Here is a 17,580-nt window from a genome sequence, read left to right as displayed (position 1 = left end):
CGAAACGTTCATGGCGAACCCCTTGGCGGGTGTCCATAATGTCGGAATTTTTGCCATGATCGTGACCGATGCCTAGTACCCTGAAGAACGGTTTTGGCGGAACGACACGGCGGGAGGTGAAGCTGCGATGCGCAGTGAACCTCCCAGTCATCCCCCGCGCCGCGCCATCCCGCCCAGGTAGCCGAGCGGCCTGGGGCGGCAGGCGTGTGCGCGCACTCCGGATGCCCGTGATCGCCTTCCGTTTCCTGGGGGTTCGCCCGTCATGACTCATCTGCCTGCGCTGCTGGAGGAGCACGACCTCGCCGGGGCCCTGGAGTGGCTGGAGACGCAGCCGCCCTACGCCATCGCCGACGAGATCGCCCGGATGGACGCCGTGGAGTCCGTCATCACGTTCCGGCTGCTCGACAAGGACCGGGCGCTGGAGGTCTTCGAGGAACTCGATCCCGTCGATCAGCAGCAGATCCTCCAGGGGCTGCGCGACCAGGCGTTCCGCGACCTGGTGGAGAACATGGACCCGGACGACCGGGCCCGGATGCTCAAGGAGGCCCCGGCCAAGGTCGCCAAGCGCGTGCTGGCCGGACTGAGCGCCCACGAGCGGCAGATGACGGCCGCGCTGCTCGGCTACCCCGAGGGGTCCGTGGGCCGGTACATGACGCCGGAAACGGTCGCGCTCCAGCAGGACCTGACGGTGGGCCAGGCGCTGGAGGTGGTCCGCCGCCGGGGGGCGCAGGCCGAGACCATCTACACGCTGCCGGTGGTGGACCGGGGGCGCCGGCTGACCGGCGTCGTCGAGCTGCGCGAACTGGTGCTCAGCGAGCCGGGGGCCATGGTGTCGGACCTGGTGGTGACCGAGCCGCCCAGGGCCCGGGCCACCGACCCGGCCGAGGACGCGGCGCGGCTGATGCGCGAGACGAACGTGCTGGACCTGCCGGTGGTTGACAGCGAGGACCGGCTGGTGGGGCTGCTCACGAGTGACGACGCGTTCGAGGTCATCGAGGCGGCGGACACCGAGGACGTGGCCCGGCAGTCCGGCGCCGAGCCGCTGGAGCGGCACTACATGTCGGTCAGCGTCTTCCGGTTGTCGCGGGTCCGGGTGATGTGGCTGATGCTGTTGATGGTCGCCGCCACGCTGACCGTTTCCGTTACACAGCTTTTCGAGAACGAGCTGAACGCGGTCACGGAGTTGGCGCTCTTCGTTCCGCTGCTGATCGGCACCGGCGGGAACTCCGGCGCGCAGGCCGCCACCGCGGCCGTGCGCGCCCTGGCGGTCGGCGAGGTGCGCACCTCGGACCTGTTCCGGGTGATCTGGCGCGAGTGCCGCACGGGGCTGCTGCTGGGCTGCATGCTGGCCGTGGTCGGGCTGTTCGTCGGCTCGTTCTTCGTCGGCTGGGACATCGCGGGCGTGGTCGCCATCACCCTGGTCGTCATCTGCGCCTGGGCGTCCACGGTGGGCGGCACGATGCCCCTGCTGGCGAAGAAGCTGCGCATCGACCCGGCCGTGGTGTCCGCCCCGATGGTGACCACGCTGGTGGACGCCACGGGGCTGGTCATCTACTTCACCACGGCCAAGCTGGTGCTCGGCGTCTGACGGCGGGTCAGGCGGACCGGACGGCGATCGCGTCCACCTCGAACAGCATGCCGGGCAGCGCCAGCGTGGCCACGCCCAGCAGGGTCTGGGCGGGCGGCTCGTCGCCCCAGATCCGGGAGACGACGGCGAGCAGGGCCGCCAGCTTGTCCTGGTCGTGGTCCACGATGTAGGTGCCGAGCCGGGTGACATGGGTGTAGTCGAGACCGGCGGCGGCCAGCGCCGTGCCCAGGTTGGTGAACGCCCGCTCGACCTGCTCGGCGAAGTCGTCGGAGACGACCGCGCCTTCGGCGTCGGAGCCGTACTGGCCGCCGATGAGAACGAGGCCGGCGGGGGCCGGGATGTCCACGGTGTGGCTGTAGCCGTAGCCGACCGGGTTGTGCAGGCCGGGCGGGTTGATGATCGAGTGTGTCGTCATGGCGTTCCCCTTTCAGGTCCTGGACATCATATATCCAGAATGGTCGGCGCGTGAACGCGGATTCGGCCCCACCGCGCGGGCGGTGGGGCCGAATCGGGTGGAGCTCTACGGGGACGGGCCGGTTCAGTGCCCGCCGGCCCGGCGGGCGGCGGCCACCTGGGTGAGCACCTGGGTGAGCACCTGGCTGCCCGGCGGCACCGGCGTCGGCTCATAGGTCCAGGAGTGGCCGACCCAGGGGTCGGCGAGGTGGTCGTCGGGCACCGGCGTGATGCGCAGCAGCGAGCGCCACAGCGGATCGAGCACCGGGCCGTAGCCCCGGGCGTCCTCGCGGGAGCCGACCATCATCAGGTGCACGCCCACCGAGGGCCCCTCGTCGGCGAGGTAGCGGAGCTGGGTGACGGCGCGGTCGTCGAAGCCGTGCGGGAAGTCATGGACGACCAGGAGCTGTTCCGCCGTGTCGAGGTCGGGCGGCAGCGCGTCGGCGGCGCCGCTGCGGATGGCCATCTGCACCAGGTCGACCCGCTGGGTCAGCGCGGCCAGCATCGCGGTCACCCCCGCGGCCCCGGCGGCGGGTGGACGCACCGCGCCGGTGTGCAGCAGCGGCGCCAGCGCGCCGGACGCGGCGCCGCCCGGGTCGATGACGTGGACGCTCAGATCCCCCACGGGGTGGACGGCGAGCAGCCGGGCCGCGATGACTGTCGCGGTCTCGGCGGCGAGGCGGCGCAACTCGTCGGAGTCGGCCGGGCCGGCGGCGCGCCCGCTGTCGATCCACAGGCCGCGCTGGAGCGGGAGCCGCACCAGCATCGGGATCCGCAGATCGCCGCTCTCGGGGAGGCTGAGGTCGCCGAGGCGCAGGGCCATCGGCACCTCCTTGGGCGCCTGGTACGCCAGCCAGACCGGGTTGTCCCAGCGGGCGTAGGCGGGCGGCAGGGCCGGCTCGACGACCTCGGACTCGGCCACGAGCTGGGCGAGGTCGCGTTCGAACACGGCACGCGCCTGGTCGACCAGGCCGGTGTGCTTGGCGCGGGCCCGGGTGCGGGCCTCGTCGGCGGCCGGACCGACGCGGGTGCGCGGGTCGGACAGCACCTTGTCGATCTCCTGCTCCATGCGGGAGTCGGCGAAGTCGACGGCGCTGCGGTAGGCGGCCGTCGAGCGGGCCAGGTCCTCGAACATGCCCCAGACCTGGTTGTAGAGGCGCTCGTCCAGGCTCCAGCCGGTGGCGTCGCCGGCGACCGGCTGGGCCGGCTGCCCCGGCTGGGGCGCGGGCGCGGCCGGCGGCGGGGGCGGCGGAGCGGCCGCGGGGCGGTTCGGGTGCTGGTAGTTGATCCGGCCGCCGGCGGTGGGGGCGGCCGGCGCCCCGGCCGGGTTGGCGGTGGGCTCGGGCGCCGGGGTGCCGCCGCCGACCGACGCGGCGCGCCGCGCGCGCTCCGCGTCGCCCGGCCGCGGCGGGGGCGCCACCGCGCGGGCCATCCCGCTGGCCACCGCCTCGTTGATCGTGACGGCCAGCTCCTGGGCCTGCGGCAGGCCCTGGTCCTGGAGCATGGCCACCAGCCCGCCCGCGTAGCCCTGGCCGACGGCGCGCACCTTCCAGGTGTCGTTGCGCCGGTAGAGCTCCAGGGCGACGACGGCGGACTCGGCGTGCAGGTCGGTGATGTGGTAGCTGACGACCGGGGAGCCGTCCAGCCCCGTCACCGAGACGAAGGGCGCGGTGACCGCGCCGAAGCTGGTCGGCCCGCCCACGCCCACCGGCAGGGCGAGCATCACGTTCACCCGGTGCACCGCCTCGGGCAGCGCGTCCAGGTCCACCGCGAGGCGGTGGTCGGCCGCCGCCTGCCTGGAGACCTCCAGCCCGGGGAGCTGGGGAGAGGCGGGGTGGGCTATCCACTCGACGTCCCGCATCCGCCCCTGGTCGTCGTTGAGTGTCACCCCGGCCACGATCGGCTCTCCGGCCGATACCCGAATCTCCAGCCGGGTCTCGGGCAGTGGGTGATTCTGCCCGCGGATCAGCTCGGCCGTCATGGCTGCGCCCCTTCGGTTTCCATCGCTCGCCTACGTCGTCTCGGTGGTCGAGCCCGGCGCGGTTCCGTTCCCGCCGCCGGGCCCGTCGTCTCGGTCGCTTGAGGACCTACAGGTACGGCAGCAGCGCCGGCATCAGGTCCTGGAACGTACGGCCGTTGGCCGGCTCGCCGATGGCGGTCATCTGCCAACCGCCGCCGACCCGGTGCACCTTGGCCATGATCTGCGCGGTGTACTGGCCGCCGCCGGTCAGGGTGTAGCGGGCGAGCTCCTGGCCGTTGGTCTCGTCGACCAGGCGGCAGAACGCGTTCTGCACGTCGGTGAAGCTCTGCCCGGTGAACGAGTTGACCGTGAAGACGATCTGGTCGATGTGGACGGGCACCCGCTGGAGGTCGACGAGGATCGCCTCGTCGTCCCCGCCCTGCCCGGCGCCGCCGACGCGGTTGTCACCGGTGTGGCGCACCGAGCCGTCGTCGCTGACCAGGTGCTGGAAGAAGACGACGTCGACGGGCTGCTTGTCGGCGAACACGACGGCCGAGGCGTCCAGGTCTATCTCCCGCGCGCGCGACCCGAACAGCCCACGGCGGGGAGCCGCCTGCCAGCCGAGTCCCATCCGCACCGCGGTCAGGGTGCCCCCGTCGGACTTCTGCAGATTGATCGCCTGTCCCTTGGACAAGTTGAGACTCACGTGCTACCCCTTCTCGGTTCGCCCCGCCGATTCCGGCGGTTGCCTGGAACCCTACGCAGTGCCGCCGACACCCGGGCGGCCACCGGGCGGGTTTGTAGCTGTCCTGCAATACTCCCGGCGCCCGCTCGTCGCCCGGCGGCCATCAGGAAGCGAACAGTGAACCCCCGTCCCCGGCGCGTCGGTTGCCCCGTCGGGCGGCTCAGGCCGTCAGCTCGCCGCGGATCCAGTCGGTGACGGAGGCGTGCGTTGGGGTCCAGCCGAGGACGGGGCGGGGGCGGGTGGCGCGGACGCGGCTGTTGGAGCCGAGGGCGTAGACCGCGGGCTCGTAGCCCCAGGCGTCGATGGCCGACTCGATGTCCCAGGGCTCGGGGCCCGCCACGCCCAGGGTCTCGGCGATGGCGGTGGTGATGGCGGCGAAGGACTCCTCGCCGTTCTCGACGAAGTGGAACGAGCCGGCCGGGGAGCGGTCCAGGGCCAGCGCGTACAGGTCGGCGACATCGGCGATGTGGACGTTCGACCAGATGTTGCGACCGGGCCCGACGTGCCGGGCGACGCCGCTGGAGCGGGCCTGCCGGACCAGCGCGGGGATCTGGACGCTGTCCCGGCCCGGGCCCAGGCCATGGCCGTAGATCAGCGTGTTGCACAGGACCGTGGAGCGGATCCCCGAGTCGGCCGCGGCCAGCACGAGGCGGTCGATCTCCACCCGGGGCGCCTTGTCCGCCTCGGGGCGCCAGCCTGAGCCCGGGTCGTGGATCTCCTCGGTGAAGACCGCCTCGGAGACCTCGCCCCGGGCGTCGTCGCCGACGACGCTGGAGCCACTGGTGTGCAGGAACGGCTTCCCCGAGCCGGCCAGACCGCTGATCAGCGCCTCGACGGCGCCGCGATGATCGCTGTCCGCCGCGTTGACCACGGCGTCGGCGGCCCGGGCCCGGGCCGCCAGCAGACCCGAGTCGTCGAGCGTTCCGAAGACCGGCTCGATGCCCAGGGCGGTCAGCTTCCCGGCCCTGCCCTCGTCCCGGGTCAGGCCCGAGACGGTGTGGCCCGCCTCCACCAGGCGAACGGCGACCGAGCCGCCGATGAATCCGGTGGCACCGGTGACGAACACGTGCATGAGGGACGACCTCCCGCGACAAGATGCTTGCAGACGCCTTCTATTGCGATCGACGATTCCCTGTGTATGCAATCAATGTCAAGCGGGCGCGCCTCGCGCCCGCCGGCTGACGGCGCCTCAGAGGTCGCTCGCGCTGATGTGGTAGCAGCCGGAGTAGGCCGTGCCCGAGGTCAGATACCAGTCGCCGGAGTGGGGGGCGACCGTGCTGTCCGTCGTCGCGCGGACGACCATCCGGTAGTCGCCGGGGGCCAGGGTCAGCGTCACGCGCGGGCGGTCGAGGTCCGTGCCGCACGTCCCGCCGGGCTGGTCGCCGAGCGGGCCGCCGCCGTGGGGCGTGCAGTCGCCGCAGGCGTCGACCGACGCGGTGCCGGTCCCCGCGCCCGCGAACAGGATCTCCAGCTCCTCCGGGGAGTCGTTGACGATCTCCACGGTCACGGTGCCGCCCGGCGCGCCGCCCGTGGCGGTGGGCGGCGGCAGTTCGCCGGTGTCGCCGGCGTTGATCTCGTCGATCTCGACGGCGATCAGCAACTCGCCGGCGCCACCGGCCCGCGCGTCGTCCGGGTAGCCGTCCACCAGCCGCTGGAACGCGTCGCGGGCCGGGCCGAGGTCCCCGCCCTCGTAGTGGGCGAGGCCGCACTCGTACAGGGCGTGGCCCGCGGAGTTCTCCGCGTCGTGCCGCTGTTCCCCGCTTGCCGCGGACAGACCCAGCACCGCCTCGAACTCGTCGGTGGCCGCGCAGAATTCGCCCGCCTCGACCCGCTCCTCGCCACAGGCGAACCGCGCCCCCGGCAGGGCCCGGGTGGCGCGCCCGGAGAGGTCGGCGGCCTCCGGCGCGCCGACCGAGGACAGGCTCTCCAGGGCCAGCAGGTCACCGACCGTCTCGCAGGGCCGGTCGGCCAGGCCCGCCGTCCCGTTCGCGTACAGGTCCTCGAACCGGCCCGGCACCTGGGCCGCCTGGGGCGAGGCGGGGTGCTCCTCGCGCACGGCGAGGTACGCCTCGAACGCCGTCCGGTACGCGGCGCTCAGCTCCTCGCCGCCGGTCTCCCGCGCGGTGCCGGCCAGCGCGTCCGCGTGCGCGAGCCGCAGCTCGGCCAGCCGCGGTCCGGCGCCGTCCCAGGGCGGGGTGCCGGCGTAGCGGTCGAGATAGCCGCCGTAGCCGGAGATCGCCGCCGGGAAGTCACCCGCCTCGGCGGCGGCCTCGGCCGTCAGCACGACATCGCACGCGGCGCGGCCCGCGCGGGCGTCGGCGAGCGCGCCGCTCAGCGTGAACTCGTACCGGCCGGCGGCGGCCCGGTCGTAGTGCTCGACGGCCGTGGCGCAGTCGCCGGCCGCGTGCGCCCGCTCCGCCCGGTCCAGCTCACCGGCCGGGACGGCCCGGTAGAACGCGAGGCCGGTGGCGACCAGCGCGATGACCACGGCGCCCACGGCGAGCGGCAGCCAGGGGCGCAGCGGCGGCGCAGCGGCGTCCGGCAGGGCCGCCAGCCGGGCGCGGCGGTAGCCGTCCACGGTCATGGCCACCAGCCACAGCGCGTAGAGCCCGAGCCAGAACGGCCAGGTGTCCGAGGCGTTGAGCGCGTTGGCGAGCACGACGATCAGCAGCGTGACCAGCCAGGAGGCCACGGCCCGGCTCCACTGGCGCAGATAGAGGTAGCCGGCGCCCAGGCCGCTCGCGTTCAGCAGCGCCGCGACCCGGCCGCGGCGTCTGACGATGCCCTGGTGATAGCCGCCGATGACCGCCATGTCCGACCCCCTGGGTGCGAGGAGCGCGCGGATGCGCCGACGCGCCGCAGCCGGGCGACGCCCGCCCCCTTACACGTTTAACGGGGGCGGGCGGTTTCGGGAAGCCCGGTGGCGGGCCCGGTCAGGCGGCCGTCGCCAGCGCGCGGCGCTCGGCGTGCGCCCGGCGCGTGGCGTACAGGGTGATCGCGGCGGTCGTCAGCAGCGCCGCCAGCGCGAACACGACCAGCCCGGTCCACTCCGCCCGGTGATAGATCGCCGCGCCCAGCGTGCCGCCGAGGCTCGCGCCCAGGTAGTACGCCACCTGGTACAGCGCGGACGCCTGCGCCTTGCCGTGCGTCGCGATCCGGCTCACCGAGCCCGAGGCCACCGCGTGGCCGAAGAAGAAGCCGCCGGTGATCAGCACCAGCCCGGTCAGCACCAGGGCGAGCCGGTCGGACAGGCTCAGCAGCAGCCCGGCCGTCACCGTGCCGATCGCCACGTACAGCGCGCCACGCCGCCCGAGCCGGGACAGCAGCGGGCCCGTCGCGGACGAGGAGCCGGTGCCCACCAGGTAGATGACGAAGACCGAACCGGCCAGCCCCGCCGAGAGGTTGAACGGCTCCTCGACCAGCCGGAAGCCGATCACCGTGTACACCGCGCTGAACGCGGCCATCAGCAGCATCCCGATGGCGTACAGCCGCAGCAGCAGCGGCCGGGCCAGGTGGTCGCGCACCGTGCGCAGCACCAGCCGGGGCCGCAGCGAGGCCGGGGTGAAGTTCCGCGAGCGCGGCAGCAGCACCCGGAAGACCACCGCGGACACCAGGCCCAGCGCGGCCACCGCGCCCAGCGCGGCGCGCCAGCCGAAGCCCTCGGCGACCCAGCCGGTCAGCACCCGGCCGGACATGCCGCCCACGCTGTTGCCGGCGATGAACAGGCCGACCGCGCCGACCGTCGCCTTCGCGTGCAGCTCCTCGGAGAGGTACGCCACCGCGGAGGCGGGGATGCCGGCGATGGCCGCGCCCTGCACCGCGCGGAGCGCGATCAGCGTGCGCAGGTCGGGCGCGAACGGGATCACCAGCGCCAGGGCGACGGCGACCCCGACCGACGCCGTCATCATCTGGCGGCGCCCGAACCGCTCGGACAGGGTGCTCAGCGGCAGCACGGCCACCGCCAGCGCGATGGTGGTCGCGGACACCGTCCAGCTCGCCCGGTCGGGGGTGACCCCGTAGGCGGCGGCGATGTCCGGCAGCAGGGCCTGCGTGGAGAACAGCATCGCGAACGTGGCGAGGCCGAGGGCGAACAGCGCGAGGTTGATGCGCAATTGCGAAGGACGGGCCGCGGTGGCGGCGGGAAAATGCGGGGCAGAGGCCCCCGCGGTGGCGGAAGCCCCCTTTACGACAGTGGGCATACCGCAAACGTACGGACCCCTCCTTCATGCGTCCAATGCATGAAGACGCGGGAATACATTAGGCTTGCGCATAAGCAGAGGTAGGGGACGGCGATGTCATCCACGCGCAACGAAAAAGACTTCTCCGTAACAGCGGCCACCCCGGCCATCGCGGACATCTCCCCCGACTCCTGGGCCGCGTTGCTCGCGCCGCGCCTCGCCCAGTTCGCCGGTGTCGCCCGCCACGAGCACATCACCCAGGCCGCCCGCGACCTGTCCGTTCCACAGCCGACCCTCAGCCGCGCCATGGCCCGCCTGGAGGCCGACCTCGGCGTTGCGCTGCTGGCGCGGCACGGCCGCACCGTCTCCCTCACGCCCGCCGGCCGCGCCCTGGCCCGTTCCGTCGAACGCGCCCTGGCCGAGGTGGAACGCGCCGCCGACGCCGTCCGCACCGACGCCGACCCCGCCGCGGGGAAGGTTGCGTTCGGCTTCCTGCACACCATGGGCCCGGAGACGGTGCCGGAGCTGATCCGCGAGTTCCGCGAGGACCACCCCCGGGTCCGCTTCGCCCTGGTGCAGAGCTACGGCGAGGACATGATCGAGCGGATGCGCGGCGGCGAGCTCGACCTGTGCCTGACCTCGCCCGTGCCCGAGGCGCCCGACCTCGTCACCCGCCGCCTCGACGAGCAGCGCCTCTACCTCGTCGTCCCCGGCGACCACCGCCTCGCCGCCCGCCGCCGCGTCCGGCTCGCCGAGGCGGCGGACGAGCCGTTCGTCACCCTTGAACCGGGCTATGGGCTGCGGCGGTTGACCGAGGCCCTGTGCGAACAGGCCGGCTTCCGGCCGCGCGTCGCGTTCGAGGGCGAGGAGCCGGAGACGCTGCGCGGCCTGGTCGCCGCCGGCCTCGGCGTCGCGCTCCTGCCGCCGCCGACCGTCGCCCGCCCCGGCGTCCGCGACCTGGCCGTCATCGCGCCGCGCGCCGTACGGGAGATCGGCGTCGCCTGGATGTCCGGCCGCCCCGACACCCGCCCGGTCGCCGACTTCAAGCGCTTCCTCCTCGGCCGCCGCGGCCGGATCGCGGGCCCCCCGCTCTCCGCGGGCTGAACGGGCCACGGGCGTGGTAGATGTCCGGGGAGGAGGACGGATGGCGAACGAGACGGGGCGCACCGACGCCGACGCGGAGGCGCGCCTCATCCAGCTCTACACGCTGGCCGTCGAGATGGCCCAGCGCCTCTCCGCCCAGCGCGGCGCGGCCAACGCCTTCTACCTCACCGTGCAGACCGCCCTCGCCTCCGTGCTCGGTCTCTCCACCGGCACGCTCCAGGACATGAAGTGGTGGGTGGCGGTGGCCATTTGCCTCATCGGGGTGCTGCTCTCCGCCTCCTGGTGGTTCCAGCTCCGCAGCTACCGGGAGCTCACCCGCGCCAAGTTCGCCGTCATCCACGACCTGGAGAAACGGCTGCCCGTCGCCGTCTTCACCGACGAGTGGAAGGTGCTGCGCGGGGGCGACGGCCACCGGTACATTTCGCTCGGCGTGGTCGAACGAACGGTGCCGGTGGCGTTCGCCGTGCTCTACCTGGTCATCGCCCTCGGCGGCGTGCTGTGACCGCGCCCGGCCCTGTCCGGGCGGTGCTCTTCGACTTCGCGGGCACCCTGTTCGGCAGGCGCCGGGGCACCGGCTGGCTCGGCCTCGGAGGGCCCGACGAGGAGCTGATCGTGCGGACGCTGCGCCACCCCGATCCGGTTCTGCCGCTGATGACGGCCGACCAGCGCGCGCTGTGGAACGGCCGCGACCTCTCGCCCGGGCACAACCGCGCCGCCTACACCACGCTGTTCCGGCTGGCCGGCCTGCGCGACGAGGCGGCCCTCGCCCGCGTCCACCGGCGGCTGGCCGACCCGGCCACCTGGCACCCCTACCCGGACACGGCCGCGACGCTGCGCCACCTGGTCGCGCGCGGGCTCGCCATCGGCGTGGTCAGCAACATCTCCTGGGACATCTCCCGCGCCTTCGCCGCCCATGAACTGGACGCCCTGGTCGGCGAGTTCACGCTGTCCTACCGCGAGGGCCGGTGCAAGCCGGACCCCGAGCTGTTCCGCCGCGCCTGCGAGCGGCTCGGCGTCCCGCCCGGGGCCTGCCTGATGGTCGGCGACGACCCCACGACGGACGGCGGCGCGACGGCGGTCCGCATGCCGTTCCACCACATCGCCCCCGCCCCGGTCGACGACCGCCCCGACGCGCTGCGCCGGATGCTCGCCGAACGCGCCCTGTGAGCCGCAGCCGGGCCTCCGAGACGGCGGTCCGCGAACTGGCCGATGGGGAAAGCCCGGTGATCTACGCGCGTAGGCGTTAGAGTGCCCTCGTGATCCCGAGCGAGACACCGCCCAGCCCCGAACAGATCCTGCGCGCGCCCAAGGTGCTGCTGCACGACCACCTCGACGGCGGGCTGCGCCCCGCCACCATCGTCGAACTGGCCCGCGAGCAGGGCTACGACCGGCTGCCCGAGACCGACCCCGAGCGGCTGGCGGCCTGGTTCCGGGAGGCGGCCGACTCCGGTTCGCTGGTGCGCTACCTGGAGACGTTCACGCACACCGTCGGCGTGATGCAGACCCGCGAGGCGCTCGCGCGCGTGGCGGCGGAGTGCGTGTACGACCTGGCCGTGGACGGCGTGGTGTACGCCGAGATCCGGTACGCGCCCGAGCAGCACCTGGAGGGCGGGCTCTCCCTGGAGGAGGTCGTCGAGGCGGTCAACGACGGGTTCCGGGAGGGAACACGCCGGGCCGCCGAGGCGGGGTACCGGATCCGCGCGGGCGCGCTGCTGACGGCGATGCGGCACGCGGCCCGGGCCCTGGAGATCGCCGAACTGGCCAACCGCTACCGGGACCTGGGCGTCGTCGGCTTCGACATCGCGGGCGCCGAGGCGGGGTTCCCGCCCACCCGGCACCTGGACGCGTTCGAGTTCCTCAAGCGGGAGAACAACCACTTCACGATCCACGCCGGGGAGGCGTTCGGCCTGCCGTCGATCTGGCAGGCGCTCCAGTGGTGCGGCGCCGACCGGCTCGGGCACGGGGTGCGGATCATCGACGACATCGAGGTGGCCGAGGACGGCTCGGTGAAGCTCGGCCGGCTGGCGGCCTATGTGCGGGACAAGCGCGTCCCGCTGGAGCTGTGCCCCACCTCCAACATCCAGACGGGCGCGGCGCCCTCCTACGCCGAGCACCCCATCGGGCTGCTGCGACGGCTGCGTTTCCGCGCGACGGTCAATACCGACAACCGGCTGATGAGTGATACCAGCATGAGCCGTGAATTCACCCATCTGGTGCGGACATTCCGGTACACCCTGGACGACCTTCAGTGGTTCACGGTCAATGCGATGAAATCCGCGTTCATTCCTTTCGATGAACGTCTGGCGATGATCAACGAGGTGATCAAGCCGGGATACGCGGCGCTACGCTCCGAATGGCTGTTCAAGCAGCGGGGTTCGTCAACGTCCTGACCTGTGGGAACGCCGAGTGGGGCGGGAGCGGGCGCGCGGCAGTACGACAAACTCGGCCGGGCGGGTTACGGGTAACGGCGCGCATTTCGATTCATTGCGGTACCTGCTTTTCAGCGGTTACCTTCGGCGGGCCGCTCGAAACCCCACACAAGGACGTAGTCACTGATGAAGAAGGCAACCGTGAAGAGCCTTGGCGTCGCCGCACTCGGTGTGGCCCTCTCCGCCGTCGCGGCGGGCACCGCCTCCGCCGCCGTCACCGACGATGTGCAGGCCACGACGGGCGACGTGGTGCGCACGCTGCCCGCGCTGGACCCGGCCACGGAGCAGCTGCCGGGCGGCACCGGCGACGTGGTCCAGTCCGGCACCGACATGCTCACGGACGACGAGGACGAGGTGACCTCGGCCACCCAGACGCTGGCGCACACCACCAAGGCCTCCCCGATCGGCGGTCTGACCGACCCGGCCACGAAGCTGCTGGGCGGGCTGCCGGTGAACCCGACCTCCGCGCTGGGCCTGCCGACCGACGGCCTGCTCAAGGGCGTCAACCTCGGCTGAGCACCTCCCGACGCGTTCCGGGGGCCGTCTCTCCTCGTATGCGGAGAGACGGCCCCCGGTCGCGTTCTTGGGGCGCCGGCGCGCGGTCAGCCCCGGCCGGACAGCGCGGGCGCCTCGTCGGCGCGGATCGGCGGGACCCAGGTCCGGGTGCGCCGCGCCTGGCGCATCGGGCCGCCGCCCGGCGCCGCCCCGCGCGTGTGACCGTGCCGGGGCGCCAGCCGGCGCACGCTGGGGCGCGGGGACGGGCGCGGCCCGCGCAGCACGAGGGCGCGCAGCCGGCCGTAGGCCAACTGGTGGGCCACGGCGACGCCCAGTGTGTTGAGGATGATCGAGTCCACGTCCGCGACCCGGCTCGGCACCAGCGACTGGCAGAACTCCAGGGCGAGCGAGATCATCCCGCCCGCGAAGACGGTGCGGCAGAGCGAGGCGAAACGGGCGCCGCCGAGGCGCCGTCCGAGCAGGGGCAGCAGCACGCCAAGGGGTGCCATGCGCAGCATCCCGGCGCCGATCGTGCGGGCGGCCTCCGCGGGGCCGCGGGCGAAGTCGGCGCGGATGGTGGCGAACGGTTCCACGTTGGCCGGGGACACCCACATGACGTTCAGCGGGCGCAGGGCCAGCCACGTGACGAAGAGCAGATACGCCGCCAGGAGACCGAGAGCCGCCACCCGCACGCGCGGGCTGACACCGGGCCCGATGGGGGCCGCAGGATGATGCTGCACGGGAAACAGGACGCCGCCTGCGCCCGGCCCGGTTCCGTGTCTCCGGTGTGACCTGCGTCTTATCCGGGCCGGCCAGCTGCCCGGCCGGGATAAGGCGGGTGGGGTCACGGGGGCCCGATGGGCGCGGGAGCGGCCTCGGGGCTGGTGCGCACGGCTGTGGTGCACGCGTACATCCGGGGCTGGCTGCCGGGGGCGGCGGACGGGCCGCCGAGCATCACAGTCTGCCCGTTGCCGCCGAGGTGTTCACTGTTCGCGAAGGTACAGATGATCTGCACCAGGGCGACCGCGGTGAGTTCGTTGGGGCCCTCGCTCAGCCGCAGCGCCGGCTCCGGGTCGCCGGCCGTCGGGCCGGACACCTCCAGGGTGGCCGGCACCTCGCTGGTGAAGCCCGCCGCCTGCTCGTCGCGCTCCGGGTCGGTCTGGAGCTCGGCCAGCAGCGCCTTGGCGATTGCGACCCGGTCGTCGCTCTGCGCGGGCAGTGCGACGGGGCGTTCCACGGACTCCACGTGCGAGCCGCACAGCAGGTAGACCTCGATGCCCTCCGGCTCGGGGGTCTCGTCCTCCGACGCCGCGTCGCAGATCGCCCGCGTCGGCGCGGGGCCCGCGTCGACCGGCACGTCCGTGGCCCTGATCCCGCACCCCGCGGCGGTCGCGGCCAGCGCCAGCGCACACGCCACAAGCGACATCCGCGTCCCGGTCACCGGACCTCCCCCTCCGCCGGGGCGCTCTCGCGCCGCTCGGCCCCGGCCGTCTCGTCCTCCGGCGGCTGCGCCTCGCGGGGCAGCCGCAGGGTGAACACGGCGCCGCCGCCCGGGGCGTTGCGGGCGCTGATGTCGCCGCCGTGCAGATGGGCGTTCTCCAGCGCGATCGACAGGCCGAGGCCGCTGCCGTCGGACCGCGGCCGGGAGGCGCTGGCCTTGTAGAAGCGGTCGAAGACGTGCGGCAGCACCTCCTCGGGGATGCCGGGGCCCTGGTCGGCGACGTCCAGGAGAACGTTCCGCGCGCCGTCGTGCGTCGTCTCCTCGCGGATGGTCACGCGGACCGGGGAACCGCCGTGCTTGAGGGCGTTGCCGATGAGGTTGGCCAGGATCACGTCCAGGCGGCGCGGGTCGAGCCGGGCGATGATGCCGCGGTCCGCGTTGACCTCCACCGCGTCCAGCCAGGCGCGGGCGTCGATGCAGGCCGTCACCTGGTCGGCGATGTCGACGTCGTCCAGCACCATGCGGGCGGTGCCCGCGTCGAAGCGGGTGACCTCCATCAGGTTCTCCACGAGGTCGTTCAGCCGCCGGGTCTCGCTGACGACGAGCTGCACGGCGGGCGCGATCATCGGGTCGAGGTTGTCCACCTCGTCCTCCAGCACCTCCGTCATGGCGGTGATCGCCGTCATCGGGGTGCGCAGTTCGTGCGACATGTCGGCGACGAACCGGCGGCTGGCCGCCTCGCGCGCGCTCAGGTCCTTGACGCGCCGCTCCAGGGAGGCGGCCGAGCGGTTGAACGTCCGCGTCAGCTCGGCGAGTTCATCGGCGCCGCGCACTTCGAGGCGGGTGTCGAGCTCGCCCTCGCCGAGGCGCTGGGCGGCGTCGCTGAGCCGCTGCACGGGGCGCAGCACCATGGTGGCGGCGGCCTGCGCAAGGAGTATGGAGCCGATGACGGCCAAGGCGGTGGCGATGCCCAGCGACCAGGCAAGGGAGTTGAGGTCGTCGCGCTCGGGCGCCAGGGAGTTGAGCATGTAGCCGGTGGGGCCGCCGCCGATCACCTGGGTGCCGCCAATGAGATACGGGTCGCCGTGGAGCGTGATCCGCTGCCAGTACAGGTGGTACTCGGCGGGGCTGTCGTCGTCGCGCCGCTCGTGGACGGCGTCGACCAGGGCGTCCGGAACCATGTCCAGCTCGAATATGGACGGATCGGACTCGGCGGTGCATATCGGGCCGGTGTCCTGCTCGCCGACGAGGACCACGTCGTAGTCGAGTGTGTTGTTCGCCACCGCGGCGGCCATGACTCGCAGATCGTCGCAGGTCGCGCCCTCGGGAAGCGTGGTCGCCTTCTCGCCCAGCGACTTGCGGAAGTCGCTCAGCGCCGAGTTCTGCGCGCGGGTGAGGACGGCGTCCCGGTTCAGCCAGTAGGCGATGCCCGACACCGAGACGGCGGCCACCAGAGCCACCAGCGCGAAGACCGTCACCAGCCGCAGTCGCAGGCTGGTCAGCCGCAGCAGCGTGCGCAACCAGCCTCGAACCCGGCCCTCGCTGGCGTCCCGCATTAAGGCGCGTCCAGCCGGTACCCCACACCGCGCACGGTGCGGATGAGCTTCGGCGACGAGGGAACGTCCTCCACCTTCGCGCGCAACCGCTGCACACAGGCGTCCACCAGGCGCGAGTCGCCCAGGTAGTCGTGCTCCCAGACCAGCCGCAGCAACTGCTGCCGGGACAACGCCTGGCCGGGGCGGCGGCTCAGTTCGAGGAGGAGCCGCAACTCGGTGGGCGTGAGCTGGAGATCGGCGCCGTTCTTCGTCACGGTCATGGCAGCCCGGTCGATCACGATCGAGCCGAACGTCGCCGAGTCGTTGGACTCCCGCTCGCCGCGCCGCATCACGGCCCGGATGCGGGCGTCGAGAACGCGTCCCTGGACGGGCTTGACCACGTAGTCGTCGGCGCCGGACTCCAGCCCGACGACCACGTCGATGTCATCGCTGCGCGCGGTGAGCAGGATGATCGGCAACTGGTCGGTGCGGCGGATGCGGCGGCACACCTCGAAGCCGTCGATGCCGGGCAGCATGACGTCCAGAACGATGAGGTCGGGCCGCTGTTCGCGCAAGAGCTTCAGGCCGTCCTCACCCGTCGCCGCGGTCACGACGCGGTGCCCCTGGCGAGTCAGGCTCATCTCCAGGGCAGTCCGCACCGCTTCGTCGTCCTCGATCAGCAACAGGAAAGCCACGCGGGTCATTGTGGCCTATGGACCCACCGGAGTTCGACCTCCCGGTCCTTGAAGCGTCCCCGTCAGGTGGCTCGGCGGGCCGGCCGGCCCCTGTGACACCGCTGTGACAGTTGGGGGACCCGGTCGAGAAACTGGCCCGGCAGTGTATTCCCCATCGAAAGCGGACGGCCTTCACGATGGGGGAGCGGGATGAGCGCAGTGCACGGCGTCACCGACACGGCGGTGAGCGAGACGCGCGCGACCGCCGCGATGGTTCCCGTCCGGTACGGGGAGAAGTCCGGCGTCGCGCACCGGCTCGGGGGCCGGCGCGGCATCGGACACCCGCGTCCGCCGCACTTGACCGCGGTGGACGCGAAAGGGGGGCGCACCGGGAGCGTGCGGCGCGAGGGGGGCACGGAGGCGGAGTTCACCGCCTACGTGCGCGAGCGCCGCGCCTCCCTGTACGCCACCGCCTACCACCTGACCGGGGACCGGCACGAGGCCGAGGACCTGCTGCAGAGCGCGTTGCTGTCCACCTACCGCGCGTGGGACCGGATCAGCGACAAGGCGGCGGTCGGCGGCTACCTGCGGCGGACCATGACCAACCTGCACATCAGCGCCTGGCGGCGCCGCAAGCTGAACGAGTACCCGACGGAGGAACTGCCCGAGGCGCCGGGCGAACACGACACGATGCGCGGCACCGAGCTGCGGACCGTGCTGTGGCAGGCGCTGGCGCGGCTGCCCGAGCAGCAGCGCACGATGCTGGTGCTCCGTTACTACGAGGGACGCACCGACCCGGAGATCGCCGAAACGCTCAACATCAGCGTCGGCACGGTGAAGAGCAGCATATGGCGCACCCTGCGCCGGCTGCGCGAGGACCGGGCGCTCAGCCTCGGCCAGGACCAGGAGGAGTCCTTCGGCGAGCTGGTCGCCTGACAGGGCGGGGGAAAGCGCCCGAGGGGAAGGGGCACGGGGGAC

At 73.0% G+C, this 17,580-nt stretch carries 17 protein-coding genes; 7 read left to right on the top strand and 10 right to left on the bottom strand.

Annotated features, from left to right (window positions below; all coding sequences use genetic code 11):
• Positions 1 to 262 precede the first annotated feature (262 nt).
• Positions 263 to 1,588, top strand: a complete 1,326-nt coding sequence (gene mgtE / locus RM590_RS32320; protein ID WP_311708353.1) for a magnesium transporter — start codon at positions 263 to 265, stop codon at positions 1,586 to 1,588.
• A 7-nt stretch (positions 1,589 to 1,595) separates the two neighbouring features.
• On the opposite strand, the gene RM590_RS32315 is transcribed toward mgtE, so the two are convergent.
• The 6 genes from RM590_RS32315 to RM590_RS32290 form a co-directional block, all read right to left on the bottom strand.
• Complete coding sequence (locus RM590_RS32315; protein ID WP_311708352.1) at positions 1,596 to 2,003, bottom strand: RidA family protein; 408 nt, start codon at positions 2,001 to 2,003, stop codon at positions 1,596 to 1,598.
• 123 nt (positions 2,004 to 2,126) lie between these two features.
• Entirely contained in the window at positions 2,127 to 4,022 is a 1,896-nt protein-coding gene (locus RM590_RS32310) for a TerD family protein (protein ID WP_311708351.1), read from the bottom strand.
• 106 nt (positions 4,023 to 4,128) lie between these two features.
• Complete coding sequence (locus RM590_RS32305; protein ID WP_311708350.1) at positions 4,129 to 4,707, bottom strand: TerD family protein; 579 nt, start codon at positions 4,705 to 4,707, stop codon at positions 4,129 to 4,131.
• A 199-nt stretch (positions 4,708 to 4,906) separates the two neighbouring features.
• Entirely contained in the window at positions 4,907 to 5,818 is a 912-nt protein-coding gene (locus RM590_RS32300; protein ID WP_311708349.1) for an NAD-dependent epimerase/dehydratase family protein, read from the bottom strand.
• Between the two features lie 117 nt (positions 5,819 to 5,935).
• Entirely contained in the window at positions 5,936 to 7,558 is a 1,623-nt protein-coding gene (locus tag RM590_RS32295; protein WP_311708348.1) for a tetratricopeptide repeat protein, read from the bottom strand.
• A 121-nt stretch (positions 7,559 to 7,679) separates the two neighbouring features.
• Positions 7,680 to 8,945: an MFS transporter gene (locus RM590_RS32290; RefSeq protein WP_394814016.1), complete on the bottom strand. Its 1,266-nt coding sequence runs from the start codon at positions 8,943 to 8,945 to the stop codon at positions 7,680 to 7,682.
• 93 nt (positions 8,946 to 9,038) lie between these two features.
• Between RM590_RS32290 and RM590_RS32285 the strand changes: the two genes are divergently transcribed.
• The 5 genes from RM590_RS32285 to RM590_RS32265 all read left to right on the top strand — a co-directional run bounded on the left by RM590_RS32285 (position 9,039) and on the right by RM590_RS32265 (position 12,973).
• Positions 9,039 to 10,028, top strand: coding sequence for a LysR family transcriptional regulator (locus RM590_RS32285; RefSeq protein WP_311708346.1), 990 nt, complete (start codon positions 9,039 to 9,041; stop codon positions 10,026 to 10,028).
• Positions 10,029 to 10,068: 40 nt separating this feature from the next.
• Positions 10,069 to 10,530, top strand: a complete 462-nt coding sequence (locus RM590_RS32280) for a RipA family octameric membrane protein (protein ID WP_311708345.1) — start codon at positions 10,069 to 10,071, stop codon at positions 10,528 to 10,530.
• A complete protein-coding gene (locus tag RM590_RS32275; RefSeq protein WP_311708344.1) occupies positions 10,527 to 11,195 on the top strand; it encodes an HAD family hydrolase in 669 nt (222 codons plus the stop codon). Before RM590_RS32280 ends, RM590_RS32275 begins: the two co-directional genes overlap by 4 nt.
• Positions 11,196 to 11,284: 89 nt before the next feature.
• Positions 11,285 to 12,418: an adenosine deaminase gene (locus RM590_RS32270; protein WP_311708343.1), complete on the top strand. Its 1,134-nt coding sequence runs from the start codon at positions 11,285 to 11,287 to the stop codon at positions 12,416 to 12,418.
• Between the two features lie 165 nt (positions 12,419 to 12,583).
• Complete coding sequence (locus RM590_RS32265; protein ID WP_311708342.1) at positions 12,584 to 12,973, top strand: ATP-binding protein; 390 nt, start codon at positions 12,584 to 12,586, stop codon at positions 12,971 to 12,973.
• 86 nt (positions 12,974 to 13,059) lie between these two features.
• Here RM590_RS32265 and RM590_RS32260 read toward each other — a convergent pair whose 3' ends face one another.
• The 4 genes from RM590_RS32260 to RM590_RS32245 form a co-directional block, all read right to left on the bottom strand.
• Positions 13,060 to 13,692, bottom strand: coding sequence for a VanZ family protein (locus tag RM590_RS32260; RefSeq protein ID WP_311708341.1), 633 nt, complete (start codon positions 13,690 to 13,692; stop codon positions 13,060 to 13,062).
• A gap of 104 nt (positions 13,693 to 13,796) precedes the next feature.
• Entirely contained in the window at positions 13,797 to 14,393 is a 597-nt protein-coding gene (locus tag RM590_RS32255) for a hypothetical protein (RefSeq protein WP_311708340.1), read from the bottom strand.
• Positions 14,390 to 15,949 (bottom strand): HAMP domain-containing sensor histidine kinase, encoded by a 1,560-nt coding sequence (locus RM590_RS32250; RefSeq protein ID WP_311708339.1) that lies wholly within the window; start codon positions 15,947 to 15,949, stop codon positions 14,390 to 14,392. Before RM590_RS32250 ends, RM590_RS32255 begins: the two co-directional genes overlap by 4 nt.
• Positions 15,949 to 16,623 (bottom strand): response regulator transcription factor, encoded by a 675-nt coding sequence (locus RM590_RS32245; RefSeq protein WP_311708338.1) that lies wholly within the window; start codon positions 16,621 to 16,623, stop codon positions 15,949 to 15,951. Before RM590_RS32245 ends, RM590_RS32250 begins: the two co-directional genes overlap by 1 nt.
• A 189-nt stretch (positions 16,624 to 16,812) precedes the next feature.
• On the opposite strand from RM590_RS32245, the gene RM590_RS32240 reads away from it, so the two are divergent.
• Positions 16,813 to 17,538, top strand: coding sequence for a SigE family RNA polymerase sigma factor (locus RM590_RS32240; protein WP_311708337.1), 726 nt, complete (start codon positions 16,813 to 16,815; stop codon positions 17,536 to 17,538).
• Positions 17,539 to 17,580: the final 42 nt, after the last annotated feature.

Origin of the sequence: Streptomyces litchfieldiae (assembly GCF_031845365.1) — a bacterium.
Taxonomy (GTDB): Bacteria; Actinomycetota; Actinomycetes; order Streptomycetales; family Streptomycetaceae; genus Streptomyces; species Streptomyces litchfieldiae.
This window is presented reverse-complemented; position numbering and strand designations above follow the sequence as displayed.

Excerpts from the sequence above, each read along its gene's own strand:
- mgtE (WP_311708353.1), top strand. The coding sequence starts at position 263 with ATGACTCATCTGCCTGCGCTGCTGGAGGAGCACGACCTCGCCGGGGCC.
- RM590_RS32315 (WP_311708352.1), bottom strand. The coding sequence starts at position 2,003 with ATGACGACACACTCGATCATCAACCCGCCCGGCCTGCACAACCCGGTC.
- RM590_RS32310 (WP_311708351.1), bottom strand. The coding sequence starts at position 4,022 with ATGACGGCCGAGCTGATCCGCGGGCAGAATCACCCACTGCCCGAGACC.
- RM590_RS32300 (WP_311708349.1), bottom strand. The coding sequence starts at position 5,818 with ATGCACGTGTTCGTCACCGGTGCCACCGGATTCATCGGCGGCTCGGTC.
- RM590_RS32295 (WP_311708348.1), bottom strand. The coding sequence starts at position 7,558 with ATGGCGGTCATCGGCGGCTATCACCAGGGCATCGTCAGACGCCGCGGC.
- RM590_RS32290 (WP_394814016.1), bottom strand. The coding sequence starts at position 8,945 with ATGCCCACTGTCGTAAAGGGGGCTTCCGCCACCGCGGGGGCCTCTGCC.
- RM590_RS32285 (WP_311708346.1), top strand. The coding sequence starts at position 9,039 with ATGTCATCCACGCGCAACGAAAAAGACTTCTCCGTAACAGCGGCCACC.
- RM590_RS32280 (WP_311708345.1), top strand. The coding sequence starts at position 10,069 with ATGGCGAACGAGACGGGGCGCACCGACGCCGACGCGGAGGCGCGCCTC.
- RM590_RS32265 (WP_311708342.1), top strand. The coding sequence starts at position 12,584 with ATGAAGAAGGCAACCGTGAAGAGCCTTGGCGTCGCCGCACTCGGTGTG.
- RM590_RS32250 (WP_311708339.1), bottom strand. The coding sequence starts at position 15,949 with ATGCGGGACGCCAGCGAGGGCCGGGTTCGAGGCTGGTTGCGCACGCTG.
- RM590_RS32240 (WP_311708337.1), top strand. The coding sequence starts at position 16,813 with ATGAGCGCAGTGCACGGCGTCACCGACACGGCGGTGAGCGAGACGCGC.